Source organism: Agrobacterium sp. rho-13.3 (assembly GCF_033957765.2).
Lineage (GTDB): Bacteria > Pseudomonadota > Alphaproteobacteria > Rhizobiales > Rhizobiaceae > Agrobacterium.
In genome coordinates this window covers 3,013,516-3,029,858 of record NZ_CP192774.1, presented here as the reverse complement: position 1 = coordinate 3,029,858, position 16,343 = coordinate 3,013,516, and the positions used below count along the sequence as shown (strand labels likewise).

The 16,343-nt window shown below is 55.8% G+C and carries 18 protein-coding genes; 9 read left to right on the top strand and 9 right to left on the bottom strand.

All coding sequences use genetic code 11. The features are described 5' to 3' along the window. Position 1: 1 nt before the first annotated feature. From RMR16_RS14685 to RMR16_RS14675, 3 genes are all read left to right on the top strand, one after another. On the top strand, positions 2 to 991 hold the full coding sequence (locus RMR16_RS14685; RefSeq protein WP_320200376.1) for a GlxA family transcriptional regulator: 990 nt from the start codon (positions 2 to 4) through the stop codon (positions 989 to 991). A 112-nt stretch (positions 992 to 1,103) separates the two neighbouring features. Next, the gene (locus tag RMR16_RS14680) at positions 1,104 to 2,054 is read left to right on the top strand and encodes an aldo/keto reductase (protein ID WP_320200167.1); all 951 of its coding nucleotides are present in this window, start codon (positions 1,104 to 1,106) and stop codon (positions 2,052 to 2,054) included. Next, positions 2,055 to 2,498 (top strand): GNAT family N-acetyltransferase, encoded by a 444-nt coding sequence (locus RMR16_RS14675; RefSeq protein WP_320200168.1) that lies wholly within the window; start codon positions 2,055 to 2,057, stop codon positions 2,496 to 2,498. It begins immediately after the preceding gene. Here RMR16_RS14675 and RMR16_RS14670 read toward each other — a convergent pair. Further along, positions 2,488 to 3,378 (bottom strand): LysR family transcriptional regulator, encoded by an 891-nt coding sequence (locus tag RMR16_RS14670; protein WP_320200169.1) that lies wholly within the window; start codon positions 3,376 to 3,378, stop codon positions 2,488 to 2,490. The genes RMR16_RS14675 and RMR16_RS14670 overlap by 11 nt on opposite strands. Positions 3,379 to 3,497: 119 nt before the next feature. Between RMR16_RS14670 and RMR16_RS14665 the strand changes: the two genes are divergently transcribed. Beyond that, positions 3,498 to 4,499 carry an aldo/keto reductase gene (locus tag RMR16_RS14665; protein ID WP_320200170.1) on the top strand — a complete coding sequence of 334 codons (1,002 nt, stop codon included), beginning with the start codon at positions 3,498 to 3,500 and terminating at the stop codon, positions 4,497 to 4,499. Positions 4,500 to 4,556: 57 nt separating this feature from the next. Here the strand turns inward: RMR16_RS14665 and pheT are convergent, their stop codons facing one another. The 6 genes from pheT to infC all read right to left on the bottom strand — a co-directional run bounded on the left by pheT (position 4,557) and on the right by infC (position 10,454). Beyond that, positions 4,557 to 6,980 carry a phenylalanine--tRNA ligase subunit beta gene (gene pheT / locus RMR16_RS14660; protein WP_320200171.1) on the bottom strand — a complete coding sequence of 808 codons (2,424 nt, stop codon included), beginning with the start codon at positions 6,978 to 6,980 and terminating at the stop codon, positions 4,557 to 4,559. A 12-nt stretch (positions 6,981 to 6,992) separates the two neighbouring features. Next, positions 6,993 to 8,075 (bottom strand): phenylalanine--tRNA ligase subunit alpha, encoded by a 1,083-nt coding sequence (gene pheS / locus RMR16_RS14655; RefSeq protein ID WP_320200172.1) that lies wholly within the window; start codon positions 8,073 to 8,075, stop codon positions 6,993 to 6,995. Beyond that, a complete protein-coding gene (locus RMR16_RS14650; RefSeq protein ID WP_320200173.1) occupies positions 8,068 to 8,946 on the bottom strand; it encodes a serine/threonine protein phosphatase in 879 nt (292 codons plus the stop codon). Before RMR16_RS14650 ends, pheS begins: the two co-directional genes overlap by 8 nt. Positions 8,947 to 9,072: 126 nt before the next feature. Beyond that, complete coding sequence (gene rplT, locus RMR16_RS14645) at positions 9,073 to 9,477, bottom strand: 50S ribosomal protein L20 (RefSeq protein ID WP_320200174.1); 405 nt, start codon at positions 9,475 to 9,477, stop codon at positions 9,073 to 9,075. 40 nt (positions 9,478 to 9,517) lie between these two features. Next, entirely contained in the window at positions 9,518 to 9,721 is a 204-nt protein-coding gene (gene rpmI, locus RMR16_RS14640; RefSeq protein WP_113086357.1) for a 50S ribosomal protein L35, read from the bottom strand. A 196-nt stretch (positions 9,722 to 9,917) separates the two neighbouring features. Then, complete coding sequence (gene infC, locus RMR16_RS14635) at positions 9,918 to 10,454, bottom strand: translation initiation factor IF-3 (RefSeq protein WP_320200377.1); 537 nt, start codon at positions 10,452 to 10,454, stop codon at positions 9,918 to 9,920. A 187-nt stretch (positions 10,455 to 10,641) separates the two neighbouring features. Here infC and RMR16_RS14630 point away from each other — a divergent pair, with 187 nt between their 5' ends. Continuing rightward, positions 10,642 to 11,430: an alpha/beta hydrolase gene (locus RMR16_RS14630; RefSeq protein ID WP_320200378.1), complete on the top strand. Its 789-nt coding sequence runs from the start codon at positions 10,642 to 10,644 to the stop codon at positions 11,428 to 11,430. A 119-nt stretch (positions 11,431 to 11,549) separates the two neighbouring features. Next, on the top strand, positions 11,550 to 12,164 hold the full coding sequence (locus RMR16_RS14625; RefSeq protein ID WP_320200175.1) for a transglutaminase-like cysteine peptidase: 615 nt from the start codon (positions 11,550 to 11,552) through the stop codon (positions 12,162 to 12,164). A 39-nt stretch (positions 12,165 to 12,203) separates the two neighbouring features. Here the strand turns inward: RMR16_RS14625 and RMR16_RS14620 are convergent, their stop codons facing one another. Continuing rightward, on the bottom strand, positions 12,204 to 12,797 hold the full coding sequence (locus RMR16_RS14620; RefSeq protein ID WP_320200176.1) for a TetR/AcrR family transcriptional regulator: 594 nt from the start codon (positions 12,795 to 12,797) through the stop codon (positions 12,204 to 12,206). A 201-nt stretch (positions 12,798 to 12,998) separates the two neighbouring features. Here RMR16_RS14620 and RMR16_RS14615 point away from each other — a divergent pair, with 201 nt between their 5' ends. Then, a complete protein-coding gene (locus RMR16_RS14615; RefSeq protein ID WP_320200177.1) occupies positions 12,999 to 13,397 on the top strand; it encodes a RidA family protein in 399 nt (132 codons plus the stop codon). 54 nt (positions 13,398 to 13,451) lie between these two features. Here the strand turns inward: RMR16_RS14615 and mbfA are convergent, their stop codons facing one another. Continuing rightward, positions 13,452 to 14,435, bottom strand: a complete 984-nt coding sequence (gene mbfA, locus RMR16_RS14610) for an iron exporter MbfA (RefSeq protein WP_320200178.1) — start codon at positions 14,433 to 14,435, stop codon at positions 13,452 to 13,454. A 155-nt stretch (positions 14,436 to 14,590) separates the two neighbouring features. On the opposite strand from mbfA, the gene RMR16_RS14605 reads away from it, so the two are divergent. Both RMR16_RS14605 and RMR16_RS14600 read left to right on the top strand, forming a co-directional pair. Beyond that, the gene (locus tag RMR16_RS14605) at positions 14,591 to 15,055 is read left to right on the top strand and encodes a group III truncated hemoglobin (RefSeq protein WP_320200179.1); all 465 of its coding nucleotides are present in this window, start codon (positions 14,591 to 14,593) and stop codon (positions 15,053 to 15,055) included. Between the two features lie 152 nt (positions 15,056 to 15,207). Next, positions 15,208 to 16,311 (top strand): TRAP transporter substrate-binding protein, encoded by a 1,104-nt coding sequence (locus tag RMR16_RS14600; RefSeq protein ID WP_320200180.1) that lies wholly within the window; start codon positions 15,208 to 15,210, stop codon positions 16,309 to 16,311. Positions 16,312 to 16,343 lie beyond the last annotated feature (32 nt).

Here is a 16,343-nt window from a genome sequence, read left to right as displayed (position 1 = left end):
GATGACAAGCGGCGGCATGCCCACCCAAATCACCCCCGTTTTTGTGGTGTTGCCGCCGCAGACATTGCTGCTTGATGTGGCAGGTCCATTGGAAGTGTTGCGCTATGCCAACCAGCAACAGAACGACATTCACTTCGATTGCCATTATGTGGCCGTCAGCCCGAGCCAAACGACAACCATTGGCCTTTCTCTGGCAGGCTTGGAGCCTTTGCCCGAAACGCTGCCAGAAAACGCCATGGTTCTGATTTCTGGCGGTGCCTCACAAAATGCATTAGACCCCGGCGCTATCGAAGAGCGGCGGGTATTGTCCCACTGGCTCCGCAAGACCGTGAGAAACGACACGACAATAATTTCGATCTGCTCCGGTGCCCTGATCACGGGCGAAGCCGGATTGCTGGATGGCCATCAATGCACCACCCATGTGGATTGTATCGCCGAGTTGCGGCGCATCGCGCCCTTGGCACAGGTGCTGGAAAACCGGCTATTCGTGGAGGATGGCCGATGTTTCTCCAGTGCTGGCATTTCCACGGGCATTGATCTTCTGCTGCATTTCGTGGCGGCTGCGACCAGCCCGGTGGTTGCGGCTGGCATTGCCAAAACAATGGTGATTTATCTGCGCCGCAGCGGACACGATCCGCAAATTTCGCCCTGGCTTTTTGGTCGCAACCATATTCACCCCGCCATCCACAAGGCGCAGGATGCCATTATGGCGGACCCCGCCCATGACTGGTCGTTGCCGATATTGTCGCGAACGGCCCATTTGAGCGAACGGCATCTCTCGCGGCTGTTTCGAGAGCACACAGATATGACGGTGGTGGACTACATCAATCTCATGCGCGTCAATCTTGCCCGTGATATTCTCGCACACTCGCGGCTGGATATGGAAGCGGTGGCGGAGCGGTCTGGTTTTGCGTCTGCGCGCCATCTTCGCCGCGTCTGGCAACAGCATCACGCCGAGCCGCCAAGTTTTTACCGAACCCTTTCAAGCTGAATAACGTTTCCATCACGCAGGCTATACCCAGCCATCAAGGAAATTCGATGGTTATGTCTTGGCGCGGTTGCTAACGTCGCGCGCAACAGAAACCCGATAAGGAGTATTTTTCGTGGAGAAACGCGCACTTGGCCGCACCGGCCTTTCCATTGCCCCAATTGTTTTCGGCGGAAACGTGTTTGGGTGGACAGCGGATGAGAAAACCTCTTTCCAATTGCTGAATGCGTTCTTCGACGCCGGGTTCAATGCCATCGATACGGCAGATGTTTATTCCGCATGGGTTCCGGGACATCAGGGCGGCGAGTCCGAAACCATCATCGGCAAATGGCTGAAGCAGAGCAGCCTTCGCCGGGAGGATGCCATCATCGTTACCAAGGTCGGGTTCGACAATAATGAACGCAAGACGGGTTTGAGCGCCCAATGGATCGCCGAGGCTGTCGATGCTTCGCTGAAAAGGTTGCAGACGGATTATATCGATCTCTATCTCGCCCATAAGCCGGATGCGGATGTCCCGCTCGAGGAAACGCTTCACGCCTTTTCTAAGTTGAAGGAACAGGGCAAAATTCGCTCTATCGGCTGTTCCAACTATAATGCCGAACAGCTTCAGGAATCGCTTGACGTAGCGGCAAACAACAATCTGTCCCGTTACGATGTCATTCAGCCGGAATATAACCTCTACACGCGCGAAAGCTTCGAAGGGCCGCTGGCTGATCTGAGCGTAAAAGAGGATATTGGCGTCATCAATTACTTTGGCCTTGCCGCCGGTTTTCTGACCGGCAAGTATCGCAGCAAGGCGGATACGGAAGGTGTGGCCCGTTCCTATCGCGTTGGCGATTATATCAACACCCGCGGTCTGGCCATTCTCGGCGTTATGGATACGATTGCCGTCGAAACGGGCGCGAAGCTTGCCGACATCGCGCTCGCCTGGCTGTTGAGCAAAAAGGCCGTGACTGCACCGATTGCCAGCGCCACCAGCCTTTCGCAGCTTGAAAGCTTCAAGCGGGCCGTCGATCTAAAACTGACGGACGAAATGATATCTCTTCTCGACAAGGCTGGCGCATAAATGGTCCTTTCAATTCGTGATGCCCGCCCCGAAGATGGGGCGGAATGGCTGAAGCTGTGGAATGATTATCTGGCTTTTTATAATGTCGATCTGGCCGACGATGTCACCGCCCACACATGGGCGCGGATCGTCGATCCCGACTCGCGGGTTGCCGCACGCCTTGCAGTGCTCGATGGACAGGTGGTGGGTTTTGCCATCCACCATTTCCATGATTCCACCTGGGTCAAAACGCCGGATTGTTATCTGGAAGACCTGTTCATTGACGCGACCATTCGCGGCAAAGGCATTGGCCGGGCGCTGATCGATGACCTGATTGTCATCTGCAAAGATAAGGGATGGTCGCGTCTTTACTGGCACACCAATGAGGACAACGCCCAAGCCCGCAAGCTGTATGATAGCTACACGACAAGCGATGGCCATATTCGTTATCGCATCAAGTTTTGAAGCGGAAAAAATCCACAAAAGCCCTCAGCGCCGGGCGCATCTGCCGGCGCGAGGGGTAATAGATGTAAAAGCCATCAAACGGCGCGCACCAGTCTCCCAAAACGCGCAGCAACGTTCCTTGCTCTATATCCTGTTCGATCCGCTGTTCGAAAACAAAAGCAAGGCCTGCGCCATCAATCGCGGCGCTACGGATGAGGCTTTGATCCGAGAGGATGAGCGGCCCCTGCACATCCACCACCAGCGGCTTTCCGTCTTTTTCCAGTTCCCACCGATATGGCAGGCCACTTGAAAACCGGCGGCGGATACAGCGATGCTGCATCAGGTCCCGCGGATGCTGCGGGATGGCGTGGTCCTCAAAATAAGCGGGTGAACCGACAATTGCGCCGCGCCAAGACCCGCTGGCGCGAACGGCAATCATATCGGCCTCCAGATTTTCGCCCAGCCGAACGCCCGCGTCAAATCCCTTGGCAACGATATCCTCGAACCGGTCATCGGTGGAAATTTCGAGAGAAATATCCGGGTAGAGGCGTAGAAATTCGCCGAGCTTCGGCACGATCAAATCTTCAGCGGCAAGGCGCGGCATGGTAATGCGTAGCGGCCCCGCAGGACGGCCTCCATGTTCGGCAAGCGCGCCGATGACGGCATCGATATCGGCCAGAGCCGGTGCCAGCGTTTCCAGCAGCCGCCTGCCCTCTTCCGTCGGAGAGACACTGCGCGTGGTGCGGTGAAGCAGGCGCAGGCCAAGGCTTGCCTCCAGCGAAGACACAGCATGGCTGACGGCAGAAGGCGCAATGCCAAGCTCTGCCGCTGCTTTTCGGAAGCTTCGGCCTTCTGCGACGGCGGCCAGAACAGCCAGTTGGGACAGTTGCACACGGTTCATTGTTCTAAATAATAGAACAAGCTAAGTGGATTTGCAGCGATTATTTTTGCCGTCTTGGCGGAGTATCGTGTCCTCACGCTCGTAACGACGGGCGGTTCCTTTATGGAAAGGCCAGACAGATGCACAACAGACTTCTCGGAGACAATCTCTCCGTTTCCGCCCTCGGCCTCGGCTGCATGGGCATGAGCCACGCCTACAGCCCTTCGGGAGATGAAGTGGGCGCGATTGCGACGCTGCACCGGGCCGTGGAACTCGGCGTGACCTTTTTCGATACGGCAGAGGTTTATGGTCCTCACACCAACGAAGTTCTGGTCGGAAAAGGCCTGAAGCCCTATCGCGACAAGGTCTCAATCGCCACCAAGTTCGGCTTCAAGATCGATGCCACCAAACCAGCCGGGCAGATGATGGTGGGAACCGACAGCCGACCGGAAAACGTTCGCGCCGTCGCCGAAGCATCCCTCAAACGTTTGGGCGTCGACGTCATTGATCTGTTCTACCAGCACCGCGTCGATCCGAATGTGCCCATTGAAGAGACGGTTGGCGCGATGGCGGAACTGGTGCAAGCGGGCAAGGTAAAACACCTTGGCCTTTCCGAAGCCAATGCCGCAACCATCCGCAAAGCCCATGCCACTCACCCCATCGCCGCGCTCCAGAGCGAATATTCCCTCTGGACGCGAGACGTGGAGCAGAACGGCGTGCTGGACACCTGCCGTGAACTCGGCATTGGCTTCGTGCCGTTCAGCCCGCTTGGTCGCGGTGTATTAACAGGCGCCTTGAAGAAACTCGATGGTCTGTCAGACACCGACTTCCGCCGCTCCCTGCCTCGCTTTCAGGCCGAAAACTTCGACGCCAATCTGGCGCTGATTACGCTGCTGGAAGACATGGCGGAAGAGAAAGGCGTGACCGCCGGTCAACTGGCGCTGGCATGGGTCATGGCACAAGGCGATTTCATCGTGCCTATTCCCGGCACCACCAAGATCGCAAACCTGGAAAAGAACGTGGCCGCCGCCGACCTGTCCCTGAGCGCAGAAGAAGCCGCCAAACTCGGTGATCTCTTATCTCCTGCCAAGGTGGCTGGCGGGCGATATCCTGAGCAAATGGCGGCGATGGCGAACCGCTAAACGAAAAGGCCGAGGAAGCATTTCCTCGGCCTTTTTTGATTTCACAAGATACGGGTCTCAGGCGCGCAGAACACCACCGGTCGATTTCTCGACATTGCCGACGATCTTGGCTGTCAGCGCGTCGAAATCCTCATCCGTCAGGGTTTTGTCGACCGGCTGGATTTGCACTTCGATGGCGATGGACTTTTTGTTTTCGCCAACGGATGCACCTTCAAAGACGTCGAAAACGTTGACGCCCGTTACCAGTTTGCGGTCGGCACTGGTTGCTGCCTTGATGATGGCACCGGCTTCAACTGTCTTATCCACCACAAAAGCGAAGTCGCGCTTGACCGTCTGGAACGGTGAAAGTTCCAATGCTGGCTTTGTGCGGGTCGCTTTTTTCTTTGGCTCCGGCATGGCGTCGAGATAGATTTCGAAGCCGCTGTACACGCCGGAGACATCCAGTTCGGACAGGGTTTTCGGGTGGAATTCGCCGAAGTAACCAAGGATGACCTTTGGCCCCATCTTGATGGTGCCGGAGCGGCCCGGATGATACCAGTCTGGTCCACCCGCTTCGATCTGCACATTGCTCATGGGCAGGCCGCAGGCTTCGATGACAGCCAGCGCATCGGCCTTTGCATCGTAAACATCTACCGGCTTGCCGCCGCCCTTGGCAACGTTGGACCATGCCCGGCCAGATCCTGCCAGAGATGCAGTACCACGGCGAACACCACCGGCAACGCGGCGCTGGGCTTCTGGCGTATCACCTTCGTAGGTGCCCGACACTTCGAAAATTGCCACGTCGCCATGGCCTTTATCGGCATTGCGCTGTGCAGCGGTCAAAAGACCCGGCAGCAGTGAAGGCCGCATGTCCGACATATCGGCAGCAATGGGGTTTGCCAGTTTCAACGCGGGCGAACCGCCGCCGAACAGCTTTGCATGTGCCTCCGGGATGAAGGACCATGTGACCGCTTCCAGCATTCCACGGCTGGCCAGCGCACGACGCGCAATGCGGGTGCGGATTTGCAGCGTGGTGAGAATACGGCCATTGACCGCACCGAGGTTTTCCAGCGGCTCCGGCTTGATGTTATCGACGCCATGAATACGCATAACCTCTTCCACCAGATCGGCCTTGCCATCCACATCGGGACGCCATGAAGGAACGGACACGCTGACGCGCTCGCCCGAGCCTTCGATGCCGAAACCAAGACCCTTAAGAATACTCAAGCTCTCTTCGCTGGAAACTTCCAGACCCGTCAGACGCTTCACTTCCGACAATGGGAAGTCGACGAACTTCGGTTCAAAGCCCTTGTAGCCGACAACCTTGGCCTCACCCGCCGTACCACCGCACAGCTCCAGCACCAGTTCGGTCGTGCGCTCGAGACCGGGCACCATATATTCAGGATCGACACCACGCTCGAACCGGTAACGCGCATCCGTGATGATACCGTGCGCGCGGCCAGTTTTGGCGATGTTGATCGGATCCCAAAGGGCGGATTCGATCAGCACGTCGACGGTGTTTTCGTCGCAACCGGAATGTTCGCCACCCATGACGCCACCGATGGACTCAAGACCGTTATCATCGGCAATGACCACATTGTTGGGGCCGAGCTTATATTCGCGCTGGTCGAGCGCCAGAATGGTTTCGCCTTCCTTGGCGCGGCGCACGACGAGATTGCCCGTCACCTTCGCAGCGTCGAAGACGTGCATCGGGCGACCCTGATCGAAGGTCATGTAGTTGGTGATATCCACCAGCGCATTGATGGGGCGCAGGCCAATGGCCGACAGACGCTGCTGCATCCATTTCGGGCTTGGGCCGTTCTTCACGCCGCGCACGATACGCAACGAAAAGCCGGGGCAAAGGGCCGCATCGTCCAGTTCCAAAGTCTCGTCAACCGGCGTTACGCCTTCTACCTTGAAATCAGGGGCAGGCTTCGTCTTGAGCCTGCCAAGGCCGGAGGCTGCGAGATCGCGGGCGATACCGTAGATCGAGGTGCAATCCGGGCGGTTTGGCGTCAGATTGATCTCAATCATCGGATCGTCCAGACCGGCATAGGCCGCGAAAGACGTGCCGATTGGCGCATCTTCCGGCAGATCGATGATGCCGTTATGATCGTCCGACATGTTCAGCTCTTTTTCAGAGCACATCATGCCGTGGCTTTCCACGCCTCTGATCTTGCCAATCGCCAGCGTCACATCGATGCCCGGCACATACATGCCGGGACGCGCCAGCGCGCCAACCAGACCGGCACGCGCGTTTGGCGCACCGCACACGATCTGCACCGGCTTGCCATCACCCGCATCAACGGAGAGCACCTTGAGGCGGTCCGCCTCCGGGTGCTTTTCAGCCGTCAAAATCTTGGCAATGACAAAAGGCTTGTAAGCAGACTTGTCATCCACGTCTTCGACCTCAAGGCCAATGGCGGTCAGGCGTTCGCAAATCTGTTCCAGAGAGGCATCGGTTTCCAGATGCTCTTTCAGCCAGGAGAGTGTGAATTTCATCGTTTTTTCTCCTTAACTGCTCAAACCGCCGAACAAGGTCGGCAGGTCGAGCGGGCGGAAGCCGTAATGGTTCATCCAGCGGACATCGGCGTTGAAGAAGTCGCGCAAATCCGGCATGCCGTATTTCAGCATGGCGATGCGGTCCAGCCCCATGCCCCAGGCGAAGCCCTGATATTCATCCGGGTCCAGCCCGCCAGCGCGCAGCACGTTGGGATGGACCATGCCGCAACCGAGGATTTCCATCCAGTCCTTGCCTTCGCCGAATTTGACGATGGGGCCGGAGCGATCACACTGGATATCCACTTCGAAGCTTGGCTCCGTGAAGGGGAAAAAGGATGGGCGGAAGCGCATGACGACGCTGTCGACTTCGAAAAAGGTTTTGCAGAATTCTTCCAGAATCCAGCGCAGGTTTCCGACATGCGACTTCTTGTCGATGACCAAACCTTCGACCTGATGGAACATCGGCGAGTGAGTGGCGTCGCTGTCCTGACGATAGGTCTTGCCGGGAATGACGATGCGGATCGGCGGTTTCTGGCTTTCCATGGTGCGGATCTGCACGGGAGACGTGTGCGTGCGCAGCACCTTACGCTCACCGTTTTCATTCGGCGGGAAGAAAAACGTGTCGTGCATTTCGCGGGCCGGATGACCTTCCGGGAAATTCAGCGCGGTGAAATTGTAATAGTCGGTTTCGATATCCGGGCCTTCCGCGATGGAAAAACCCATATCGGCGAAAATCGCAGTGATCTCATCAATGATCTGGCTGATTGGATGAATGCGGCCACGCTCGGCAGGAGACTGACGAACCGGCAGGCTTACATCGACCGTTTCCGCTTTGAGGCGGGCGGTGATGGCGGCGTCTTTTAGCTCGGTCTTGCGGGCGGATATCAGGTCCGTCACTTCGGTCTTGAGCTGATTGATGGCGGCGCCACGCGTCTGACGCTCTTCCGGCGTCATGGAGCCCAAGGTTTTCAGAAGCTCTGAAACCGAGCCCTTTTTGCCGAGTGCCGAAACGCGCACGGCTTCAATGGACGTCTCATCCCCGGCAGCGGTAATGTCCGAGATCAATTGCGATTTCAACGTATCAAGTTCAGTCATATTTTCCTGCCTCGCCGGGCGTTGCACCTGCGGCTTCGGTTTCAACAGCATTCTTCAGATAATCCGTCGCCAAGATAAAGCGTTGCAGATCACTACCCATCCGCACGCGCCCAATCAACCGGGCGAGTGGCAAAAAACGACCCAGAACGCGCACCAGCCGCCGCAATTCGGCTCTTGCCGCTTGCGGCGCACGGGATGCCCATGCGCGATAGGCAGCGTCAAGTGTTGTCCGGCCGTTTTGGGCCAGCATCACCAATGGCAAAAACAGCAACCAAACGTCTCGTGCCTGCGCGGTTTCGAGCGGCATCACCGCTTGTGGCTCTTCCTCGAAGTCCATGAAACCGATGCGGCCGTCGCGCAGGAAAAAGTCGCGCACGTGCGGACGACCATGGCAAAGGCCAGCCGCATGTAAATCGCCAATCGCTGCGGCGCAGTCGACGAGAAGTGCGTCATGATCGATATCACCGGCACCGCGTTTGGTTTTCAAAATGCGTTGGACCGTTGGCCCCACATCGGACAGCACGATGGCGGTTTCGGACGCGTAGATGATGTCCGGCACGGGGAAACCCTTACTCCCGAACTCGATCATCCGCCGCTTTTCCCGCGCCATCATGGCAGCGGGTTTGAGAATGGGCGAAGGCTTCAGAAACGCGTAAGGCAGCAGCGAAGCCATAAACGACTGGAACTTGACCCACCACGGCGCCTGTTCGGTGCCCTGACGTTTGATCCACACGGAGCCTATTGAAAGATGCATTTGCAGAATGCGCCTATCGCTCGTCAGCAAGGCCTGCATCAGAACAGCGATATCCGCGTCCTCAAGATGGACGTGAAAACCTTTCGCTCTTTCTTCTGGACCGTTGGCTTCAAGCATTGGTAACTCATGCACGGACGCATCGCCCGCTTTGCGACCTTATCTCAAAGCCGCCATCAAACGATAAAACCCGCACCGGTGGCCCGGCGCGGGTTTCAAATGAACAACAGATTGTCCGCGCCGTAATTACTTTACAGCGGTTTCAAATTCGTTGGTTGTGCCAGCATCCTTGAGGTACTCAAGAGCCTTCTTCGCAGTGTCGACGAGAACGCCGAATGCAGCAGGCTCATGGATAGCCATGTCCGACAGAACCTTACGGTCAACTTCGATGCCAGCCTTGTTCAGACCGTCGATGAAGCGGCCATAGGTCAGGCCGAATTCGCGAACAGCAGCGTTGATACGCTGGATCCACAGAGCGCGGAAGTTGCGCTTGTTAACCTTGCGGTCGCGATAGGCGTATTGCTTGGAACGATCCACAGCAGCCTTAGCTGCGCGAATGGTGTTCTTGCGACGACCGTAGAAGCCCTTGGCTGCCTTGAGTGTCTTGGTGTGCTTGGCGCGGGAAGTTACGCCACGTTTTACGCGTGCCATGTCATGATCTCCTTAAAATGTCCAAATGTGCGGAAAAGTCTTAGAGACCGTTCGGCAGGTAGTTCTTGACGACTTTTTTGCCGTCAGCGTCGGCCAGAACCATGGTTCCGCGCGCGTCGCGAATGAACTTGTTGGAACGCTTGATCATGCCGTGGCGCTTACCAGCAGCGGCTGCGAGAACCTTGCCGGTGCCTGTGATCTTGAACCGCTTTTTAGCGGCGGACTTCGTCTTCATCTTGGGCATTTTGCTACTCCATTATTTTGTATCGAAAGACAGGCAGACGAAGCCTGCTTTCAAGCTATTCTGGAACGGACACGGCATGCCCTGCCGGACCGTTCGGACGCGCTCCTATAACCGCAGTTATAAAAAAGCGCAACGGGGAATAAACAATTCCCCTGCAACTCGGTCAAAACGACTGCAATACAGGCGTTTTTTGAATTTATTTCGGAGCCAGAACCATCATCATCTGACGGCCTTCCAGCTTAGGTTCGGCTTCGACCTTGGCTATTGCCACGGTGTCTTCCTTCACCTGGAGCAAAAGCTTCATACCGAGTTCCTGGTGCGCCATTTCGCGGCCACGGAACTTCAGCGTCACCTTCACCTTGTCGCCTTCGTCGAAGAAACGGTTCATCGCCTTCATCTTCACTTCATAGTCGTGAGTGTCGATGTTCGGGCGCATCTTGATTTCTTTGACTTCAACGATCTTCTGCTTCTTACGCGCTTCGGCCGCTTTTTTCTGGGTCGAATACTTCAGCTTGCCAAGATCAAGAATTTTGCAGACCGGCGGTTCCGCGTTCGGCGAAATCTCAACCAGATCAAGACCGGCATCTTCTGCCATCTTCAACGCCTGATCCGTTGGCATTACGCCAAGGTTCTGGCCTTCTTCATCAATAAGCTGAATTTTGGGAATTCGAATTTCCCTGTTGGAGCGCGGGCCCTCTTTGACGGGGGCATCGGCTTTGAACGGTCTGCGAATGGTCGTATTCTCCTGATCTGTTTCGGGATCGCGTCGGCAAATAACCAGCTTGTCGGTGCAAATGGCGGAAATGTCGTGAATGCCGCCGCGAAGTCAATAGCACAGCCGCTCAAAAAAATCACCTCCTGTCGTGCTTTTTCCGAATCTGCTCTACAGGGAGAACAAAATGCAGGAGAACAGCATCATTATGAACGAGCAAACGATCGAGTACATTACCGTTGGCACCGCCGCTGAGGCCCGCGATATCGCGATACTTTCCCGCAAAGCGCAGCACGATGGCGATGCTCCAGCACTGGTCTGGCTCGGTGGTTATCGTTCCGACATGACCGGCACCAAGGCGGTGGAACTGGACCGGTTTGCCGCAGAAAACGGCCTTGCCTGCATTCGCCTCGATTACTCCGGCCATGGCGCGTCCAAGGGCGATTTCAACAAAGGCACGATCTCGCGCTGGCTGGAAGAAACGATTGCTGTCCTACGTCACACCGCCCCCAAGCGCATCGTCGCCGTGGGTTCTTCCATGGGCGGCTGGATTGCGCTGCGGCTGATCGAAGAGTTGCGGAAGGATAAGCATGGCCCCGAAGTCGCAGGCCTGCTGCTGATCGCGCCTGCACCGGATTTCACTTTCGAACTTATCGAACCCAATCTTTCAGAAGCGGAAAAAGCGTCTCTAAAAGACAGAGGCTATTTCGAGGAACCATCGGAATACAGCCCCGAGCCGAACATCTTTACCCGTGATCTGATTGAAGACGGGCGCAACAACCGGGTGCTTCAAGGCATCATCCAGACCGGTTGCCCGGTTCACATTTTGCAGGGCATGCAGGATGCGGATGTGCCCTATTCCCACGCCCTCAAATTGCTCGACCACCTGCCTGCGGACGACGTCGTGCTCAGTCTTATTCGCGATGGCGACCATCGACTGTCCCGTCCACAGGACATAGAGCGCATGTTGGCAGCGGCCAAAAGCCTTGTTTTATAGGCAAACCGGCAACGATCTTAACCATATTATTCATCTTGCGTTCATGGACGATGACTTCCGATTGACTCCCACCCCCAACCTCTCTTAACTTTTCATTAAGATTTTAAGGGACGGGTTTCATGATGAATGCACCGCGGGCGCTTGCTCTGCTGATAGCAGTTGCGGCCGGAGTACTTTCTGCGGCCTCTGCAATGGCGGCAAACAAGGGCAGCCCTGCCATGGTCACCGGAGGCATCACGTCCCAGCCTATCGGTCACTACGAGTTCTGTCAGAAGTACATTTCCGAGTGCGATATCCGCAGCAAGCTGACCCCGCCCCCGCGTGTGACGGAATACGGCTGGAAGGTCATTCGTGACATCAATAAGGAAGTGAACACCACAATCGTCGCCATGACCGATCTGGAAGTCTATGGCAGGGATGAGGTCTGGGAATATCCCACCACCGCTGGTGACTGCGAAGATTTTGTTCTTTTGAAGCGCAAGAAGCTGATGGAACGTGGCTTTGCCGTGTCCGATCTTCTGATTACCGTTGTTCGCAAGCCGGATGGCGAAGGCCATGCTGTGCTGACCCTGCGCACCAATGACGGCGACTTCATCCTCGATAACCTGTCGGATGACGTCAAAATCTGGACGGACACCAATTACACCTATTTGAAACGTCAGGCCTCTTTCAATACAGGCCGTTGGGTTTCCATCGAAGATGGCCGAGATGTTCTGGTCGGCGCGCTGCGCTAATATTACGGCAAACAGATCGAATACCGATCTGTTTGCGCATCATCTTTCCGCCAATAAGCCTGAAGCCATATGCTGAAAGGCGTCGGCTGCTTTTGAAAACACCGTTTTCGGATCATCAGCCGCCGCAATCCATAACGCCGCATTCAGCACCGCACCATTCAGAAGCCACGTCGCCGCCTTCGCATCGACCTGTTTGAGTGTTCCTTCATCGATCAGCGCCTGAACGGTTTTTTCGATGCGCCGAAGGCAGGCCGTCTGGTTGGGCCATTTGGCCGGATCACCCAGCACTGCTGGACCATCCAGAAGCATGATGCGCTGTATTTCCGGCTCCAGCGCCATTTCGATATAGGCGAGACTTTCAGCCATCAGGCCGAGCCAAGGGGTTTCGGCTTTTTCCTGAACCACACGCATTCTGGCCAGCATTTCCGCGTCGATCTGGTCGATAACCGCTTGCAGCAATCCCTTTTTATCACCGAAATTATGGTAGAGAGCGCCGCGCGTCAGCCCGGCTTCTGCGGTCAGATCATCCATGGACGAAGCTGCATAACCTCTTGATGCAAAAGCCTTTCGCGCTGCCTGTATGAGCTTGGCGCGCGTTTCTTCCACCATTTGCGCTCGCGTTCTTGCGATCATTTGCATCCCCACAAGTTCACATACGACGCGTATGCGTATTGACATACGGGGCGTATGCCCACATATTTAGACATACGGGACGTATATCAGTTTCGGACCCGAACAGTAAAGTAACGACAAGTCAGATCATCCACCCCGCCCGCCGCTTGATAGCGCTGCGTCGGGGAACGGAAGATGCTGCCTTGAATTCAGGAGACACAAATGAGCAAACGTGATGCAATTTTTCCCGCCAAACGGCACGCGCTGTATGAAGCCCATGGCTATTCGGCGGCAGTACGATCTGGAGACCTATTGTTCGTCTCCGGTCAGGTCGGCAGCCGTGACGATGGTTCAGCGGAGCCGGATTTTGCAAGCCAAGTTCAGCTTGCTTTCGACAATCTGGAAGCTGTGCTGAAAGCGGCGGGCGCCACTTTCGATGACATCATTGATGTCACCACGTTCCACACCGATCCGGCCACTCAGTTCGACACAATTATGCCCATCAAGGACAAGGTCTTTCACGAAAAGCCTTATCCCACATGGACTGCGGTTGGCGTGAACTGGCTGGCGGGTTTCGATTTTGAAATCAAGGTTATTGCCCGCGTTCCGCAGGCTGCTTGAGTTTTAAACTGAGGAAGGCTCGCGAGGTTTCGTGGGCCTTCTCCAATCATATCGTTACCCATTACCGATGATGATACCCGCCGCCAGCACCAGCGATCCACCAAGCACCACCTGAAACACGGCGCGCAGAAACGGCGTTTCCATAAAGCGGTTCTGGATGAAGGCGATGGCCCACAGCTCCACAAAAACGATAACGGCAGCCACAGCCGTTGCCGTCCAGAAGTGCGGAATAAGGTAAGGCAGTGTGTGACCAAGACCACCAATCGCCGTCATGATGCCCGAGGCAAAGCCGCGTTTGAGCGGTGAACCACGCCCGGAAAGCTTGCCATCATCATGGGCAGCTTCAGTAAAGCCCATGGAAATACCGGCACCCACCGATGCCGACAGGCCGATGAGAAAGGTCTGCCAAGTATCCTGCGTGGCGAATGCGGCGGCGAAAATGGGGGCCAGCGTTGACACTGAACCATCCATCAACCCGGCAAGGCCCGGCTGCACATAGGTCAGCAAAAATTGGCGTTTGGCTGTTTCTTCCTCCTCGGACTTCGTGTGTTCCGGCAGATGTTTGCCTTCCAGCATTCCGGCAATATCTTCATGCCCACGCTCCGCTTCGGCCAGATCGCCCAGCAGTTTTCGCGTTGAGGCATCGGTGACATGCTTTACCGCTTCGTCATAAAAACGAATGGCCTGACTTTCCATCAGCTCGGCCTGCTCCCGGATTTTTTCAAGAGACAGGTTGCTCACCAGCCAGTCGGGTTTGCGCTCGTAAAAACCGCGCACATGCTCCCGGCGAATAAGCGGAATGATTTCACCGAAACGCTGTTGGTGCATTCCAATCAGCATATTGCGATGCGCCTGCTCTACTTCCGCCATATCCTCGAAAACTTTGGCTGATTGTGGATATTGCCCGCGTAACTGCCCGGCATAGGACCGATAAATACGCGCGTCATCCTCTTCAGACGATATGGCAAGGGCGAGAATTTCCTGTTCGCTGAGCGAGGAAAAAGGGCGCTTGGAAAGGGAAAACAGACTGCGAAACATGCAACTATCCTTTTTAGAATAATTCTAAATAATCTCGCCGTCGAATTTTCGCAAGTGAATTTAGAACTATTCTAATTTTATTTCCGTGGTTAAAACGCCACATTGAGGGTTGCAGTCCGCTCACTCATATTGCCGGTAACGTCGGAGAGACATTCATGAACGAACACATCGAGGCTCGCGCCGCGCACAATGCTGAAATCCGCACGCGCGCAGAGGCGCAGATGGCAAACATCAGTGTTGATGCTGCGTTCATCGACAGACTGGTCGAGACGTTTTACGCCCGCATTCGCGACCATGAGACGCTGGGTCCGGTTTTTGAAAATCGTCTGGCCGGTCGCTGGCCGGAGCATATGGACAAGATGAAAAGCTTCTGGTTGGCCATTGCGTTCAAGACCGGGGCTTATGGCGGCAAGCCGGTGCAGGCGCATGTAGGGCTGCACGGCATGAGTGCGGAGCTTTTTCCGCAATGGCTGGCGCTGTTTTCACAGACGCTCGAGGACATTGCACCCAATCGCCAAGCCCGCGACTGGTTTATGGCGACCGCAGAGCGTATCGCCCGCAGCCTGACGCTATCCCTGTTTTACAATCCAGCATTTGACGACCCCGCACCCAAGCGTTGAAGCATAATTTTCCATTCTACTCGAAAACAATCAACTCTCGACCCAATATCACCAAGATTCTCTTGAAGGCTGCAACCGGACATGGTTAGTAGCTCGCGGGAGGCGTACCAAGCGGTTCGCCCTAGTGTTCTTATCTTCAAGGCTAAATCGACATGGATCGCAGATCATTTATCCGCAAGGCAGGTGCCGTTGGTGCAGGCGTCACCGCAACCGCTCTTGCCGCACCCGCCATCGCTCAGGAAAATCCAAAAATCACTTGGCGCATGACCTCTTCCTTTACCAAGGGTCTCGATATCCTTTTTGGTGCTGGCCAGATCGTCGCCGATCACGTCAAGGAAGCATCCGGCGGCAACTTCGTCATTCAGCATTTTGCAGGCGGTGAGATCGTGCCTGCCCTTCAGGCCGCCGATGCCGTGACTTCAGGTACGGTCGAAATGGCCCATACTTGTTCCTATTATTATGTCGGCAAAGACCCGACATTTGCACTCGGCACATCGGTTCCTTTCGGCCTCAATGCACGCCAGACCAATGCCTGGTTCAACCAGGCCGGCGGCAACGAATTGCTGAACGAATTTCTTGCCAAGCACAACATCTACTCCATTCTGTTGGGCAATACGGGTGCGCAGATGGGCGGCTGGTTCCGCAAGGAAATCAACACCATAGATGACCTCAAGGGTCTAAAGATGCGTATCGCTGGCCTGACCGGCCAGGTCATGCAGAAGGTTGGCATCACGCCACAGCAGATCGCTGGTGGCGATGTTTACGCAGCACTGGAAAAGGGCACCATCGACGCCACGGAATTTGTCGGCCCTTACGACGACCAGAAGCTTGGCTTCTACAAGGTCGCGAAATATTACTACTATCCCGCATGGTGGGAAGGTGGCCCGGCCTGCCACGCCTTCGTGAACCTGGAAAAGTTCAACAGCCTACCGGACAATTACAAGCGCATCCTGACGGACGCCTGTGCGGCTGGCAGCGCCTCCATGTTGGAGCGTTACGATGCCCGCAACCCGAAGGCTTTGAAGGAACTCGTTGCACAGGGTGCCATTCTGCGGCCATTCAGCCAGGAAATTCTCGACGTGTGCCATAAGGCGGCGCTGGAAACCTATGCCGAGATTTCTTCGGTGAACGAGAACTTCAAGAAAATCTACGAGAGCCAGCAGGCGTTCAAGAAAGATGCGTATCTTTGGGCGCAGATCGCTGAATACACCTATGACACCTACATGATGATCCAGCAGCGCAACGGCACGCTGTAATCCTCTGCCGTCATCGATCTTTCGAGGGCCAT